At 50.3% G+C, this 16,534-nt stretch carries 16 protein-coding genes; all 16 read right to left on the reverse strand.

Annotation, left to right across the window (positions count from 1 at the left end; all coding sequences use genetic code 11):
- Positions 1–347 precede the first annotated feature (347 nt).
- The 16 genes from rsfS to FN001_RS09175 all read right to left on the reverse strand — a co-directional run bounded on the left by rsfS (position 348) and on the right by FN001_RS09175 (position 16,516).
- Positions 348–701 carry a ribosome silencing factor gene (rsfS, locus tag FN001_RS09100; protein WP_142411601.1) on the reverse strand — a complete coding sequence of 118 codons (354 nt, stop codon included), beginning with the start codon at positions 699–701 and terminating at the stop codon, positions 348–350.
- Positions 616–1,338, reverse strand: coding sequence for a bis(5'-nucleosyl)-tetraphosphatase (symmetrical) YqeK (gene yqeK, locus FN001_RS09105; RefSeq protein ID WP_142411602.1), 723 nt, complete (start codon positions 1,336–1,338; stop codon positions 616–618). The genes rsfS and yqeK overlap by 86 nt, the downstream gene beginning before the upstream one ends.
- Before the next feature lie 114 nt (positions 1,339–1,452).
- Complete coding sequence (gene nadD / locus FN001_RS09110; protein WP_142411603.1) at positions 1,453–2,061, reverse strand: nicotinate-nucleotide adenylyltransferase; 609 nt, start codon at positions 2,059–2,061, stop codon at positions 1,453–1,455.
- A 128-nt stretch (positions 2,062–2,189) separates the two neighbouring features.
- A complete protein-coding gene (yhbY, locus tag FN001_RS09115; RefSeq protein WP_142411604.1) occupies positions 2,190–2,483 on the reverse strand; it encodes a ribosome assembly RNA-binding protein YhbY in 294 nt (97 codons plus the stop codon).
- 75 nt (positions 2,484–2,558) lie between these two features.
- Positions 2,559–3,842: a GTPase ObgE gene (gene obgE, locus FN001_RS09120; protein ID WP_118322675.1), complete on the reverse strand. Its 1,284-nt coding sequence runs from the start codon at positions 3,840–3,842 to the stop codon at positions 2,559–2,561.
- Between the two features lie 234 nt (positions 3,843–4,076).
- Complete coding sequence (rpmA, locus tag FN001_RS09125; protein WP_015554473.1) at positions 4,077–4,367, reverse strand: 50S ribosomal protein L27; 291 nt, start codon at positions 4,365–4,367, stop codon at positions 4,077–4,079.
- A gap of 4 nt (positions 4,368–4,371) precedes the next feature.
- Entirely contained in the window at positions 4,372–4,701 is a 330-nt protein-coding gene (locus FN001_RS09130) for a ribosomal-processing cysteine protease Prp (protein WP_015554472.1), read from the reverse strand.
- Positions 4,702–4,709: 8 nt separating this feature from the next.
- Entirely contained in the window at positions 4,710–5,018 is a 309-nt protein-coding gene (gene rplU / locus FN001_RS09135; RefSeq protein ID WP_021905027.1) for a 50S ribosomal protein L21, read from the reverse strand.
- 258 nt (positions 5,019–5,276) lie between these two features.
- Entirely contained in the window at positions 5,277–6,524 is a 1,248-nt protein-coding gene (locus FN001_RS09140) for a ribonuclease E/G (protein WP_185911885.1), read from the reverse strand.
- Complete coding sequence (locus tag FN001_RS09145; protein ID WP_142411606.1) at positions 6,517–7,245, reverse strand: TIGR03936 family radical SAM-associated protein; 729 nt, start codon at positions 7,243–7,245, stop codon at positions 6,517–6,519. Before FN001_RS09145 ends, FN001_RS09140 begins: the two co-directional genes overlap by 8 nt.
- On the reverse strand, positions 7,229–9,094 hold the full coding sequence (locus FN001_RS09150) for a TIGR03960 family B12-binding radical SAM protein (protein ID WP_142411607.1): 1,866 nt from the start codon (positions 9,092–9,094) through the stop codon (positions 7,229–7,231). Before FN001_RS09150 ends, FN001_RS09145 begins: the two co-directional genes overlap by 17 nt.
- 138 nt (positions 9,095–9,232) lie before the next feature.
- Complete coding sequence (locus tag FN001_RS09155) at positions 9,233–11,401, reverse strand: ATP-binding protein (protein WP_142411608.1); 2,169 nt, start codon at positions 11,399–11,401, stop codon at positions 9,233–9,235.
- Entirely contained in the window at positions 11,394–12,086 is a 693-nt protein-coding gene (locus tag FN001_RS09160; protein ID WP_142411609.1) for a response regulator transcription factor, read from the reverse strand. The genes FN001_RS09155 and FN001_RS09160 overlap by 8 nt, the downstream gene beginning before the upstream one ends.
- A gap of 102 nt (positions 12,087–12,188) precedes the next feature.
- Complete coding sequence (locus tag FN001_RS09165) at positions 12,189–13,490, reverse strand: CitMHS family transporter (protein WP_142411610.1); 1,302 nt, start codon at positions 13,488–13,490, stop codon at positions 12,189–12,191.
- Positions 13,491–13,586: 96 nt separating this feature from the next.
- Positions 13,587–14,771 carry a M20 family metallopeptidase gene (locus FN001_RS09170; RefSeq protein ID WP_142411611.1) on the reverse strand — a complete coding sequence of 395 codons (1,185 nt, stop codon included), beginning with the start codon at positions 14,769–14,771 and terminating at the stop codon, positions 13,587–13,589.
- The gene (locus FN001_RS09175; RefSeq protein ID WP_142411612.1) at positions 14,768–16,516 is read right to left on the reverse strand and encodes a M28 family peptidase; all 1,749 of its coding nucleotides are present in this window, start codon (positions 16,514–16,516) and stop codon (positions 14,768–14,770) included. The genes FN001_RS09170 and FN001_RS09175 overlap by 4 nt, the downstream gene beginning before the upstream one ends.
- Between the last annotated feature and the right edge of the window lie 18 nt (positions 16,517–16,534).

Here is a 16,534-nt window from a genome sequence, read left to right on the forward strand (position 1 = left end):
TTACAGATTGGAAAATACAAGTGCTTCTGTAAAATTCAGAGTGTTGCATCCAGCAGATATTTTTCGTTCGTGTTCGCGATATAAAAGGAATAAAAAACAGCGTTTTCCAATCCTATGTTCAGGATATAAAAGGAAAACACTGTTGTGGTTTCCGACTGTCTTGTTCGCGATCTCGCGTAAATTACAGATATTCAGTTTAATACGCTTGTTCGCGATAGTTTGTAAAACATAAGATCATGTTTTTGACTGCTTGTTCGCAAAATGAAAGGAAAAATTTACACTTTCCGAACCTCTTGTTCGCGATATAAAAAGCATGTTCGCGAAATCAAGGGAAAACTACATCTCTCCTACAGCTCGTCCACCGACTCCACGATCCTTCCGTCTCTCCAGATCCTCTCAAGATCATAGAACAGACGGTCTTCCTTGGAGAATACGTGTACGATCACATCGCCGTAGTCCATGAGTACCCATGTAGAGCTCATGCTGCCTTCTTTCTGGTGGCACTCGTAACCTGCCTTGAAGAGCTTCTCCTCCACGTTATCAACTAATGCCTGTGTCTGGTTTGCGTTGGAAGCGCTCGCGAGAACGAAGTAATCCGCGATCACGGAAACGCCTTCAATGTCGATAATTTTTACATCTTCGCCTTTTTTCTCTTCCAAAGCCTCGACTGCAAGCTTTACCATTTCTTTTGACTGATTCAACTGATTGTTCCTCCTTGTCTTGATCGGTCTCTCCGGCCGCGCCGGCTGTCTCTTTCTGTTTTTCTGAAACGACACAGCGCATATCCTGGCAGGCCGCCTCCGTCATCGGATCGATCTGGCACCCGGTGCTCTTCAGATACTCGAGAATGCTCTCCATGATCTCAAAGCATGCCTGATCCAGGTCAATAAAGGCAAGCTTCCGCATTTCAGGAAGATTTGCCGCCTTGGACCGTCTCGGTTCAATATAATCCGCCACATAGAGGATCTTGTCGAGCAGACTCATGCCCGGCTTTCCCGTCGTATGGCAGGTGATCGCGCTTAAGATCTCCGGATCATCCACTCCATATTTGTTCTCAGCCATCCACGCCCCGAGTTTCGCATGGAGCAGGGACGGGTCGCGCTCTTCCTCGGCTGTCACCGGGATCCCGCGGTCCAGACATTTCTGAAGCATGACCGGATTTTCAAAGCGTTTTGCCGAATCATGCAGAAGTCCCGCAAGATCGGCTTTATCAAGATCGTACCCATACCGCATTGCAAGCGCCTGACAGGTAAATTCTACGCCGAGCGTGTGCTCGTACCGGTACGCATCGAGTTTTTTCTTTAAATGTTTTCTGATTTCAGGTACCCGACTATCCATAATGAATCTTCTTTCTGAATCTGCCCCGCCGGGATATCTCCCGCACGGGTCCTTCGTTTTCACCTGTTTTATTACAGTCAGGAGCCGGACTGTCTCCTTGCAGTTTACCTGCCTCTATTTCCTGTACAATCCCGTTTCCCTGATGTAATTTGCAACGGCTTCGGGCGTGTCTTTCGAGAGGTCCTCCCCCAGCGCCGCCCGTTTCCGGATATCCGCGGACGCTTCCTCGATCTTCGGGTTGTGGAGGATCCGGATATCAGCCCCATATTTTTTATTGAGGTAAGAAACCTCATCTTCAAGGGAAACACCGCCGTCCTCGTATGTCCTTCCGGAGACCAGGAGTACCGCCTGTGCCATCACCTGTTCGGGATGATACCAGGATTCCAGCTGATACAGGGAATCTGCCCCGATGATAAAATAGACCTCGATATCCGGGTACGCTTCCTTCAAAAGCGCCAGTGTCTGCGCCGTGTAGGTATTTCCTTCGCGTCCCATCTCAAAATCGGAGACCGAAAAATACGGAACGGATTCCGTGGCAAGCTCCAGCATCCGGATGCGCGCCGCTCCGTCTGTGATATGATGATCTTTTTTGTGCGGCGGAACATGAGACGGCATGAACCAGATCTCATCCAGCCCATACTCCCGGTAAGCCTGTTCTCCAAGGAGCAGGTGTCCGTTATGGACCGGGTCAAATGTTCCCCCAAGAATACCAACGCGTCTCATAGGATCCTCCATTACCGACAGGATTATCGTTTTTCCTGTTCTTCCCGTTCCGCAGTCCGTGCGGAGATCACTTTCGCAAATTTCCGGCACAAGGCGGACATTCAGGAATACAGGTATTTCCGCGGCAATTACGGAAGAACGATCTTCCGGTCTTTCTCTTCCTTCGCCGGTTTGTACAGAACGATCATCTTTCCGATCACCTGTACAACCTCAGAATGAGTACGCTCTGCAAGGATCTGTGCAAGGTCTTTTCCGTCATCCGCGCAGTTCTTCAGAACGTGGATCTTGATCAGCTCTCTCGCGTTTAATGCTTCCTCAACGGATTTTGTGATCTCCGGTGTGAGGCTGAATTTACCGATCTGTAAAACGGCATCCATCGTCATTGCAAGTCCCTTTAAATAGGAACGCTGTTTGCTTGTCATAATAACTCCTTTTCATATATGGAAAAGCGCGGCTCCCTGGATGTTCCCACGAAACGCCCGGGAAGCTCCGGCGCATTATTTATAGTAATCAAATACGAGTCCGTACATGCGGACGGTATCGCCCTCCTGGATCCCCGCTTTTTCAAGATCTGCAAGGATTCCGGACTGCTTTAAGAATTTCTGGAAGAAGTCAAAGCCTTTCTCGGAATCAAGATTCGTGTATCCGAGCATCTTCTCGATCCTCGGTCCCTCGACCACGTAAATGCCGTCCTCATCCTTCTCGACCGTGTACGGAAGGGAACGATCGCCGACATACTCGATCTCGAACTCTTTCTCGAAGATCTTCGGTGTGCGGTCTGTATTTTTGATCACGTCATAGAGATAATACAGAAGATCGTTCACGCCCTCGCCGCTGACTGCGGAGATTCCGAATACCGGGATCCCCATCGGCTCGAACTCTTTCTTTAAATCTGCAAGCGGATCTGCGCCCTCATCATAAACTGCATCCAGCTTGTTGGCTGCGATCGCCTGCGGAAGCTTTAAAAGCTCCGGATTGTAGGCGGAAAGCTCATCCATGATCGCATGAACATCCGCGATCGGATCACGTCCCTCTACGGAAGCCGCGTCAACCACATGGAGCAGGACTTTCGTGCGCTCGATATGACGAAGGAACTCATGTCCAAGACCGGCTCCCTCGGATGCGCCCTCGATCAGTCCCGGGATATCCGCCATTACAAAGCTGTTCCCGTCACCGAGATTTACAACGCCAAGGTGCGGATTCAGGGTCGTGAAATGGTAGTTTGCGATCTTCGGTCTCGCATTGGAAACGCGGGATAACAGGGTGGATTTTCCGACGTTCGGGAATCCGACAAGTCCCACATCCGCGATCACCTTTAACTCCAGCTGTACCCAGAGTTCCTGTCCCGGCTGTCCCGGCTGGGCATATTTCGGAACCTGCATCGTCGCTGTTGCGAAGTGCATATTTCCGAGGCCGCCCTTTCCGCCCTTTAAGATCACTTCACGGCGATTTTCGCCGGACATATCCGTGATCACTTTTCCGGTTTCCAGGTCCTTAACGACAGTACCTTCCGGGACCTTGACGATCAGGTCCTTTCCGTCAGCGCCGTGGCAGCGGCGTTTTCCGCCTTCCTCGCCATTTCCGGCCGCATATTTTCTTACATGACGGAAATCTACGAGCGTATTTAATCCATCATCCACTTCGAAGATGATGTCTCCGCCTCTTCCGCCGTCACCGCCGTCAGGTCCTCCATTCGGAACATACAGTTCACGCCGGAAGCTCACATGTCCGTTTCCGCCGTTTCCTGATCTGATAAATACTTTTGCACTGTCTGTAAACATGGAAAACCGTCCTCTCAATAAATCTTTTGTAACTACTCAGTATCCTCAAGCCTGTGTCTTATTGCGGTCAGCGCAGCAAGTGCGCAGACCTACTGGATTGTTACAATCTTTTACCTATAAAAAATGTAACAGCAAAACCTTTCTTTCCTGTTTCCATGAATCCCGAGTCTCACTGTTACACTGCCATCTAATCTTAAAAAAGCTCCATACCATCCAGTATGGAGCTCTTCGTTATTATTCGTTGATTGCCTGAGGATATACAGAAACCTGTTTTTTGTCTCTGCCCTTTCTCTCAAACTTAACAACACCGTCAACTTTTGCGAATAATGTATCATCGCCGCCGATGCCTACGTTAAGACCCGGATGGATCTTTGTTCCGCGCTGTCTGTAAAGGATGTTGCCAGCTAATACGAACTGTCCGTCTGCTCTCTTAGCTCCAAGGCGTTTGGACTCAGAATCACGTCCGTTCTTTGTGGAACCAACACCTTTCTTATGAGCAAATAACTGAAGGTTCATCTTAAACATATCGTTACACCTCCCTGAATCGAAATTTGATATATTCTGCTCCATATTCATCCCGGATATTTTCGAGTCCGAGAATCAGGGATTTCATGAGGAGCTGCGACTCAGAACTTATTTTGTCCGGGAAGGAAAAAGAAAAGCTTCCACCATCTTCCCCCACACTTCCTTCAAAGTGATCGTCCGTAAATGTTTCAACGGAGTTTGCCATGTTGAGAACCAGTGCGGAAACAGCAGCACAAATCACGTCCTGTCCGTATTCTGCATAGCCAGCATGACCATTGATATCGATTCCCTTTACTACTTCGTTCCTGTCACGCAGGATATTTACCTGAATCATAATCTTAATTAAGCATTGATCTTTTCAATCTTAACCTGAGTATAAAGCTGTCTGTGACCATTTTTCTTATGGTAGCCAGATTTGCGCTTATACTTGTAAACGATAACTTTTTTGCCCTTGCCAACTTTCTCTACTGTTGCAGATACTGTTGCACCCTCAACGGTCGGGCATCCGATTGTAAGCTCTCCGTTGTTAACAGCAAGAACCTGATCAAAAGTTACTGCAGAACCAACCTCTGCGTCAATTCTCTCGATCTTGATGCTGTCGCCCTCGGCTACTCTATACTGCTTACCGCCAGTTGCAATAATCGCGTACATATTGCACCTCCTATTATCATTACTCGCCAGTTATGGTGTCCTCCGTTATGGAGTCCTTGGAAACCTCACTGTGCGGCACACTAGATAACTATATCAAATACTTTTCTTGTTGTCAATCACTTTTTCTGCAATTTTTTTACATTTTTATTTTCTGTCTCCGGTGCTTCTCTCTTCATATCTGAAATCCAGCTCTCCCAGTGAATATTTTCATTCAGAGTGAAGATTTTTTCCGTTCACCAACTGTTATCTTCTTTCTGTCTACACCCGCACCTGCTCATGCAGTGGCCGCCGGATCTTCTTTCTCGTGAGCTCTACAAGGCCTAACGGCGTCATGTCCACGAGGACTGTCTTTACGGGATCGGCAGCAACCGCCCGCCGCATCGCCGCCAGGAGCGCTTTCCGGCTCTCCTCCTCTTTCATGTCGATAAAATCAACGATGATGATCCCGGAGAGATTCCGGAGTCTCAGCTGGACAGCGATCGCCTCCGCCGCCTCCAAATTCGTCTTCAGATACGTCTCCTCCGAAGTTTTCTTTGAGACACTCTTTGCCGTATTGACGTCGATCACCGTGAGCGCCTCCGTCGGCTCGATCACAAGATTTCCGCCGGATTTCAGCCAGATCGTCTTCGCGAGCGCCTGCGACAGGATCGTCTCCAGGTGATAGAGCGCGGTGAGTGGAAATTCATCCTCATAAAACCGGATCACCGGTCTCCCTGCGCCCATGCCTGCGGCGTGCTCTCCGGAGCCAGCCGCATTGGGAGATGCACCGGAAATCGCATCCGGAAGAACCGCCGTTCCCAGTGCATCCTGAAGTTCCTTATAAACTTCCGGCAGGTCCGTAACAACCTCAAGACCTTCCGAAATCTTCAGATCCCGAACCGTGCGGACTGCAAAGCTCTCCGGCCGGTACAGCACGCTGCAGCATGTCCGGCTCGCCGCTATCCTGCAGATCTCCCGGTAACGCTCAAACAGCGATTCAAACTCCGCAAACACCGCGTCGAGCCCGGCTGTCTCCCCATTTGTGCGGATGACGAGACCGCAGTTTCCGTGGGAAGTCTCTTCCCAGCGGCGTTTTGCCGCCTCCCGCCATTCCTTGTCGCGGATCTTTGCGGAGATCCCGAGGGAACTCTTCCCCGCAGTGAGCACCGCCGTCTGCCCGGACAGTGTGAGATTCGAGTTGAGGACTGCGTCCTTCGTCTTCACGGCGGACCGCTCCACCTGGACAAGGATCTCATCCCCCGCTTTTAACGGGCCATGATCCGGCTTCCCGTCCGCATACAGCGGGCAACTGTTCTCCTTCAAGCTGTAAAACCCGTTGACTCCCGGCCGGTACTCCACGAAGGCCGCGTTGATGTTCTTTGCGATATTCTTTACTTTTCCGACGAAGATGACCCCCGTCTCTTCCTCCGCCGCCTCCGGCTCAAAATCGATCCGGACGGCACGTCCATTTTCAAAAAGCACTGCGGCGGTCTTCCCGCGCAGTGCCGTAATGATCAGCTTATCCAATCTTTTCTCCAATTTCTTCCCCGAAGGATTCCAGAGTCACAAAATCATGGTCTCCTGCATCCGCGTAAACTTCCTCACGGTTGATGCGGAATGCAAACTGCGGATACTCTTTTCCGATGGACTTGCAGTACGCCTCAAGAACGAGCTCCGGCTTTACGTTGGCGGCACTTCCGGAGGATAACTGAAGGAACAGTCCGTCTCCGTTCTCCGCGCGGTGTGCCTTGTAGATCAGAGGCTTTAAGTCCATTTCCTTCTCGCCTTTTTTCGTCTTTTTCACGATGTTCAGGTTCCCGTTTTCGATGAAATCAAGGATTCCTGTATAGAACTCCTCCGCCGTCATGGAGAGTCCGTTCTCGTAATCATCCCTCAGGACGATCGTGTAGTCACAGGCTGCGACGATACTCATCGCATTCTCCGCATTGTCCGGGAGCAGACGGTAGCTTAAGACCTCCACGCCCTCGACCATCGTCTCATTTAAGCGTTTTACCATCTCCACAGAGGAATCCGTGGACAACACTTCGATATCGAGGTACTCTCCGCTTCCCGTGAGGCCGACACCGAGCGGAGCCGCAAAGGACATGATCTGGTGCGGGGAGAAACCTTCCGAATAGCGGATATCCACATCCGCGCGGCGCATGGCCTTCTGGAAATAGCGCATCGTGTCGAGATGTCCGATGAACTTCATGGCTCCCTGCTTGGAAAACTTAATTCTGATCTTCATAACAGACACCTCCTCCAAATCTTCTCACACCGCAGCCGGAACAGCGCATTCTGCAGTTCGGGGTGACAGTCTCTTTTGTCGCGTTGATCCACTCTCTCTTTAAGAATTCCTTCGTCACACCTGTGTCGATGAAATCCCACGGGAATATCTCATCAAGAGAGCGTGCTCTCGTCGTATAGAAATCGATGTCCACGCCGCATGTCTCAAATGCGTTCATCCAGACATCATTCTTAAAAGTCTCAGACCACGCATCATAGAGTGCACCCTGTCGGTAAGCCTCCTCGATGACAGCGGCAACCTTCCTGTCTCCTCGGGCCAGAACGCCCTCAAGGACGGTCACATCCGCCTCATGCCAGTTGTACTTTAAGCTCTTGTGGTTTAACATCTCATGCATCTTGTGGTTTACGACGCGCGCTTTTCCGAGGAATTCTTCCTTCGTGCTCATCTGCGCCCACTGGAACGGGGTAAATGGCTTCGGAACAAAGAAGGAGGTACTTGCAACGACCTGCACCTTTCCGTTTCTCTGGTCCTTCGGGATCTCGTAGTACTTCTCCGCGATCTTCTCGGAGAGCAGGGCGATTCCTTCCATATCTTCGACCGTCTCCGTCGGAAGTCCGAGCATGAAATAGAGCTTTACACGGTTCCAGCCGCCCTGGAAGGCCAGTGCGGATCCGTTTAAGATATCTTCCTCTGTCAGTCCTTTATTGATAACATTTCTCAATCTCTGGGAACCCGCCTCCGGCGCGAAGGTCAGGCTGCTCTTCTTGACATCCTGAACCTTGCTCATAACGTCGAGGGAGAAGGCGTCGATACGCAGGGACGGAAGGGAAACGTTCACGCCCTTTCCATGGAAGGTATCAATTAAGAATGTCACAAGTTCTTCCAGACTTCTGTAGTCACTGGAACTTAAGGAGCTTAATGAAATCTCCTCATGTCCCGTATTCTTTAACATCCTATAAGCCAGCTCTTTTAAGCGTTCTACGTTCTTCTCGCGGACCGGACGGTAGATCATCCCCGCCTGACAGAAACGGCAGCCGCGGATGCAGCCGCGCATGATCTCAAGAACCACGCGGTCCTGGGTCGCCTTGATAAACGGAACCAGCGGTTTCTCCGGGTAGACGGACTCTGTCATTTCCATAACAAGCTGCTTTTCTACCTTCTCCGGCACCCCCGGCGCTGTCGGCAGAAAGCTCCTGATCGTGCCGTCTTCCTCATATGTCACTTCGTATAAGGATGGAACATAGATTCCAGGAATTCCCGCTGCCTTTCTTAAGAACTCCTGTCTGGAATCCCCGTTCTTTCTGGACTCCTTGTAGATATCAAGAAGCTTCCGGTAGGAGACTTCTCCCTCTCCGATATAAAACATATCAAAGAACACCGCGATCGGCTCCGGGTTGTAGGAACACGGACCTCCACCGATGACGACCGGATCATCCCAGGTACGATCCTCCGCATGAAGCGGAATGCCGGAAAGCTCCAGCACCTGTAAAATATTCGTGTAGCACATCTCGTACTGAAGCGTGATTCCAAGGAAATCGAATTCCTTCACTGGGTCCTGGGACTCAAGGGCAAATAATGGGATATGTTTCTCCCTCATGATCTTATCAAGATCCGTCCACGGGGAGTATACGCGCTCACAGTACACGTCCTCGTACTTGTTAAACATATCATAAAGAATCTGGATTCCCAGATGGGACATTCCGATATCGTATACATCCGGGAAACACATGGCGAATCGGACGTCCACAGCGGACGGATCCTTCTTCACCATATTCACCTCACCGCCGATGTAGCGGGCGGGCTGCTGGATACTCAAGAGTATCTCTTCTGGCAATGCTAATTTTCTCATAATTACCTGTTTTTCCTGTCTTATTTAAAGTTTGCTGTTTCTATCTATCCTGTTGCGGACACACGAACCCGCAGAAACGTAGTCAATCCGCATCATTATACGTTATTTTCCTGTTTTCCGCAAGGGATTATTCTCGGTTTACCCCTCAAACATCTCCGCAAATTCCTCCGCAAACTCATCTTTCAGCATAAACCGGTCGATCATGCCGTTGTTCAGATACCATTCGAAATCGGCTCCTCTCTGTTCCGCGATGAGAATCAGGCGGATCTCCGGATTGATGCGCCGGACCACCTCACACAGCTCGATTCCGTTCATGGTCGGCAGTGTGTACTCCGCGATCAGAAGATCATAGGTTGACGGATCTTTCTGGACCCGGTCGATAAGGGCCGCCGGGTGTGCGTACAGATCTACCGTCTTCCGGCTGTGAGATGCGGCCGCTTTCCAGGTCTTCGCGGACTCTTCACTGGAGACAATCGCAATCTTTTGTACATGCTTCAGCCGTTTCCGGCCGTCATCTTCTACCTCTGTGCTGTTCTGCGGGATCTCCAGGATAAATGTGGTTCCCTCTCCCGACTTACTCTCCACACGGATCGTTCCACCCACGGATGTTACCATATTTTGAACCACCGAAAGACCAAGTCCGGTACCCTGTCTGGATCCTTTTGTCGTGTAAAACGGTTCAAAGATCTTCTGCATGGCATCGTCCCCGATTCCACAGCCGGTATCGGACACCTGCAGACAGATCATATCGTTCCCTTTTGCCTCCAGCCGTATCAGCAGTTCCTTTCTCTCCGTCTTTTCCATGGCCTGAAAGGCATTTTTACTCAGATTCAGCAGGATGTGTTCCGCCATCCGTCTGCGTCCTAAAACATATAGCGGTTCCTCCGTGATCTCTGTTTTCAACGTGATCGCCGCCGGGGCAAGCTGCCGCACGATGGATACCGCATTCCCGACTTCTTCTGTAAAGTTTAGCGGTTCCAGACGCACGCCGGTATCCTGTCTGGAAAAGGCAAGCAGTTCTTTTGACAGATTCGATGCCTGATCCACCGACTTCGTGATCTCATGGATCATCTCCTGATTCTCGGAAGAGATGGATTCATCATTCTCAAGAAGCTCCGCATAGATCAGCACCGGTGTCAGATAATTGTTGAATTCATGCGCAATGTGGCTCGCCATCATTCCCAGTGACTGGATTCGCTGGTAATGCCGGATCTCGTTGTTTTTCTGGACCAGCATCTCCATTCCGTGATTGATCTCTTTTAAGTACGTGATCTCCTTTTGCTGGGATTCCGCCAGAAAACGGTTTCTCAGGAAAAATACCATGATCACCACAAGGATCATCATGTACAGGATCATCACGCCGATCAGCATGGTCATCATGCTCTCAAGCGGTCCCGAAAGTTCATGGATCGGCAGTGTGGAATTGACGATCCAGCGTTCTCCCTGAATCGAGATTGCCTGAAACGCAACGACGCGGCGGACTCTCTTTAATTCAGGATCATCCCAGACATATGTATCGATCACACCGGTTCCGGAGTCCTCATTTTCCTGCCTCATGATCCAGGCATTCAGGCTGCTCATGTCAAGATATGGATACCTCTCAATACGTCCATCCACCGCTTCAAGACCGATCTGGTTTTTTACATGATGCATGATGATGTTCATATTCTGGTCTTTGACGCTGGAATATCCGGCTTCTCCGATCTTTACCGGCGCGACGATCTTCTCATACAGCGCTCCAAGATCCATGGCAAATGTGAGCATATAGACCTCAGATCCGACAGAGACATTCTTCTCAATATAAAGCTCATACCATCCCGTCTGATCCGATATTTCTTTTCCTGTGATCTCTGCAGGGTGATTTCCGTCCTTCGGATCCACTGCTTTCACTTCTCCGTCCGCAGATTCCCGAAACGTCTTTTTCCCCGGTTCATACCGGAATTTTGTTCCATCTGGTTCCGTCACAGTAATCCAGTTATAGACCCCTGCATTTTCCTTTAAAAAGTAAGCTGTCCTCGCATTGATTCCGCCAGACTCCGCCCAGACATTTTCCGGCATTCCTTCCCGGGAATAAAACAGGTCAATCTCCTCAAGCTGCTGTTCCATGTAGGAATTGAGGTTATTTCCGACGATTCCCGCCATGGTTAAAAGCTGGCTTTCCTCCGTCCGGATCACCTGCTCCCGGTACTGACTGTAAAGCCGGGAACCTGCAAATATCACAACCACTGATAAAATGATCAACAGACTGACCATCACCAGTCTTAATTTTCTTTTATTTAAAAATTCTTCCATTTTTTCTCTACACATTCAGCATATATCCGATTCCACGTACCGTCTTCAGATACTGGGGCTGCTTCGGGTCATCCTCGATCTTGTTCCGGATCCGTTTCACATAGACGGTGATGGTATTGTCATCCACCACCGCCTCATTCCACACCTGGGTATAAAGCTGTTCCTTCGTAAACACCTGTCCCGGATGCTCCATCAGGAATCGGAACAGGGTCATCTCTCTGGCAGTAAAATTTAACGGCTCACCGTTTTTCAGGCACTCCATCTTTAAGGTATCTACCGTAAACGGACCCTTACGGATCCCGGCGTCTCCGGATGCTCCCTGGCTGTAGATCTGACTTCTGCGGATCAGTGCCTTTGCTGTCTGGATCAGGATCGCAGTATGAAACGGCTTTGTCAGATAACTGTCCGCGCCAAAGCCCAGCCCCAACACCTGATCCATCTCATCGGATTTTCCCGACAGCATCATGACCGGCGTGTGGTCTCCCGCGGCGCGCATTGCCTGCAGCACATCATAACCACCCACATGTTCCATCATTACGTCCAGAATCACCAGGTGGAACTGTTGTTTCTTTAAAAGTTCCAGAGCCTCGCTTCCATCGGCTGCCTCCGTCACCTGCATTCCTTCACGGGTCAGGGCGGTCCGCACAGCCAGCCGGATCGCCCGCTCATCGTCCACCAGTAGGATTTTTTCTGTATTCATAAACTTTCTCCTGCGTCATTTTTCTTTCATTATAGCAAAAAATCCCGTTCTGCGGTACAAGATCCGTACTGCAGAACAGGATTTTCATTCGTCATGTATCGTTTAGATGGCAACAATGCCAAGGATCACACCGAATACCAGCATGATAAGGCTGATAATGTAGTACGGCGGAATGCTGAATTTCATATGATCTTTCAGCTCTGTTCCGGTCAGACCGATCGCAAGGTAAGTTGCCGGTACTAACGGGCTTACCATTAACGCAAGGTTCTTACCGATCAGCATGGTCAGGGCAGTATTCAGGGAAGCCACGCCATAGGTCTCGCCTACCTGCATGACTAACGGCATAATGCCATAGAAGTATGCGTCTGTTCCAACGCAGAGACCAAGCGGAAGCGCCAGAATACCAAAGATGATGTGAACGTACTTTCCGAGAGCTGCCGGAATGATCGCCATGATCGCATTTGCCATTGCTTCCAGCATACCGGTTCCGTCGAAGACACCTACCATAGCACCTGCGGCAAACAGTGTTGCGGAAATGATCAGGGCTGCCGGAGCGTGCTTCTTGATCAGCTTGTCCTGAGTCTTCTGGTTCGGGTAGTTGACAGCCAGAAGGATGCAGAGACCAAGCATGAAGATTACATAGGATTTACCGATACCTGTGGATAACAGGGCAATCACACCTACTGTAAGTAAGAAGTTGAAGATCAGGTAAGCGTTGGATTTTCTTAAATCAGCCGCCTCTTTCTTCGCTTTCTCATCGGAGTCTACCTCTACGCCCTTTCCGGCGCCGGCACCATGCTTGATCGCTAACATGCCGAGAAGTACAGCAAGAACGATGTTCATCATCAGGCCGACAACCTGAAGCGGGATCAGCATGTGCCATAACTCAGTGGCATCCATAGCGAGTACAGTAGCCGCTCTCGCTGTCGGACCACCCCACGGAAGCAGGTTCATAACGCCCATGCAGGCACCTGTCAGGCAGAGAAGGATACGGGAGTCAATGTTCATCTTCTTATATACCGGGTACATTGCCGGAATCGTAATGAGAACGGTGACAGCCGTAGTACCGTCCAGATGAGCGATCGTTGCGATCAGCGCTGTAACTACAGTGACCGCGATCACATTGTTGCCGGCTTTTTTAACCAGCCATCCTACGATAACATCAAAGAGTCCGGTGTCTGCCAGAACACCAAAATAAATTACTGAAAAGATAAATAAAATACCATTGCTTGTGGTGGTTTTGATTCCATCCGCAATGAAGTCCATGACCTCTACCGGGGAGAAGCCGAGAATCAGAGCTGCAATGACCGGAATCACCGCAAGTACCACGATCGGAGACATTTTGCCCTTTAAGAGCAGTGCTACGATCGCGATGATCATCAGAAAACCAATAGCTGCTGTCATAATCATCTTCCTTTCTGGATATTTGTTAAATTCCTTACAGATTCATATTTTACAGACAGCAGTTTAATTGTTCATGACTGGAAAATGACAATTTTGTCATATTTTTGCGTTTTCTTCCTGTTTCCGCTTCCAAAACTCCTCTTTGATCTGTTCCAAAAGCTCCGGTCTTTCAATTATGTCGATGCATGTTCCCGCAAGGATCTCCGAACCGGACCGGATCGCTTCATGGGCCCGCTCCGTCTTTCCCGCATCGAGATATTCCTGCGAATGCGCCGCGGTACCCTCCGGCACAAACGCTGTGCGGATGCAGCATCCGGGCACATCATACATGACATTTCCAAAGTCCGTGGAGCCTGTCTTTTCGCGCGGTCCGGCGAGCTGTGGTGCCTCAAATTTTCTGGCATTTTCCATGATCAGGTCATTCAGGGTGAGACACGGAATCTTTGCCTGAAACGGATAGCTTCTCTCTGTCTCACAGGTCGTTCCCGTCATCAGGCACGCACCCTTTATGATGTCCTGAAATCTCGGAACGATGACCTTCTCCAAGTAATCTGTACTATAAGAGCGAAGTGTATACTCTGCCTTTGCCGTTCCCGGAACGATGTTTGATGGACCGCCGGCGTCAAGGATCGTGTAATGCATTCTGGAATCCTCAAGGACATGTTCCCTCATAAACTCGATCCCCTGAAAGGAAAGAAGCGCGGCATCAAAGGCGCTCTTCCCCTTATGCGGGCTCATGGCGGCATGGGATTCTACCCCATGGAAGGTAACGTAAAAACACTCAAGGGCCATACAGCGGACATCGACGCAGGTATTGGGAGCTGCATGCATCATAAGCGCAAGATCGATATCCTGAAAGCACCCTTTCTCCTTCATAATGATCTTTCCGCCGACCGTCTCCTCCGCCGGTGTCCCGTAGATCACGATCTTATAGGGCTGATCCTTACAGAGATCCCGAAGTGCCAGGGCAGCTCCGATCACAGACGGTCCCTGCATGTGATGACCGCAGGCATGACCGATCCCTTTCAGCGCGTCGTACTCTGCCAGAAATCCAAAGGAGGGTCCTCCCTTTCCCTGTTCATAGACAGCACGGAAGGCGGTAGGAAGATCTGCGATCCCACGCTCGATCTGAAATCCTTTTTTTTCCAGATAATCTGTAAGGATCGCACTGGAGCGGACTTCCTCAAGCCCCGGCTCCGCCAGATCATAAATCCTGTCTGCCATTTTGGCAAGCTCTGCCATGTAAGGCGCAACGGCCTGTTTTATTGTTTCTTTATTCATATCTCCATTCTCCTGTCACAATTTCGTGAAGATCCAAAGCGGTCCGATCCATTCCTGAATTCCAGATCGATCTCTTTCAGCAGCTTTCTAAGCTCCGTCACCATCCGGTTTCTCTGTCTCACGAACGTCGTCTGATAGAACAGGTTCCAATCCGCGGGGCTATTTTCCGGAAGCGCCTTCGCGGAAGCTTTAAGGAGCTGCAGCGGACCATACGCAAAAGAAGTATCCTGTTCGTACGCGGAGCCTGTGGAGTGCATAAGACGGCTAAAAACTCCTCCGACAAGACGGCAAAGGCGGTTGTGTTCTTCGATCTTCTCCGTTCCCCATATATGTTCAAGCGTTTCACAACGATCAAGAACCTCTTTTAGAAGCGTTTCGATCTCATCAGCCGCCTGTTCATGCTCCTCTGAATTTTTCAACGTTTCAAAGTATGGAAGCCAGGTCCTTGCATAGCCGCGATAATCGGCAGGAAGCTTCTCCTTCGAGAGGAGTTCATACAGCAGAACGCCCACGACTCTTCCGTCCCGCAAAAGCCCGTCAAAATCGATCTTGTCAAAGGTATCGTCGATCGTATGCCACCAGTACACGCCGGGTCCGGGAGCATCCGAGTGTTTTCGTTCTTTTTTCGCCTCATAACGGGGATTGATGTGATATGGAATCTCCGCACCCCAGAGCGACTGGTCCGCTCCTCGCCCGATGCGGCCAAACATCATTTCAGCCGCCGGATCCACCTTCCGTACCTGCTCTTTCAGCCATTCCTCGCCCTCAAGCCCCGCTGTCCGGATCGCAAGCGTATGGTCTGCTCCTTTTGATCCCAGAAGGTCAAGATTCAGGTGAGCGATACAGTGCTCCTCAAGCTCATCCCAGTGATGATCACAATACCAGGTGGATCCCATATAGCGTCCGTTGGAATGTCCCGGCCACCAGGCGATCCGCAGGGAATAGAACAGCTCATCCTGATGTTCCTTCATATAACGCGCAAGATCCAGAGCCAGTGCATTTGCCGTGCAATTGTCAAAAGCGCCACGGTACCAGGTATCATAGTGACCGGAGAGCAGGACAAAATCCCTGCTCTTTCCGGGGATCTCGGCGATCGGCAGTGCGACGTTTTTTACGCATGTGTCCACCTCGCTGGAAAGCTGCGCAAAAAGCTGTTTTCCTTCTGCCTCATATGTTTTCAGCTTCCGAATCAGTTTCTCCCCGCAGGGCTTCGAGACGGCGACCACCGGCATTCGTAACTGGAACAGAGATGAGTCCATATCCGGAGTTCCCCAAACAGGACTTACCGTGTCCTCATGAACCGCGTCCTCGTCGGAGGTCCAGATCTGGATCCACCCGGCCGCTCCATGCTGCTCCAGCAATTTTGCGTAACGCTCATCAAATCCATACCCGAGGACAAGCTTTCCGGCAACTGTTTCCATAAAACGCTTCTGCTCTGAAAGGGAGACCTCCGTTTTTGTTCCGGGATCGTAGATCAGTGGGACCTCCATCATTTCTTTTGTGCTCTCCGAGAAAGACCTTGGACGGCATGCGAACTCCTCACCATCTGCGATAAGGACACTGCTCACCGGATTGCTCAGATAAGCCGGAAAATCCTCCTCATGGCAGGAGATCCCGGATTTCTCCAATACATCAAGTATATACTCGACTGCGCGATACGCCTCAGGTTCACCGGAAAGCTTGTCGAACGAACAAAGGTATTCCAGATGTTCTCTTAAGTGCTCCTTCACTTCAAAATCCTGCATGTTCTCTTTTCCTCCGCT

Origin of the sequence: Clostridium sp. Marseille-P7770, from assembly GCF_902143525.1 — a bacterium.
In the GTDB taxonomy this organism is placed as follows: domain Bacteria; phylum Bacillota; class Clostridia; order Lachnospirales; family Lachnospiraceae; genus Pilosibacter.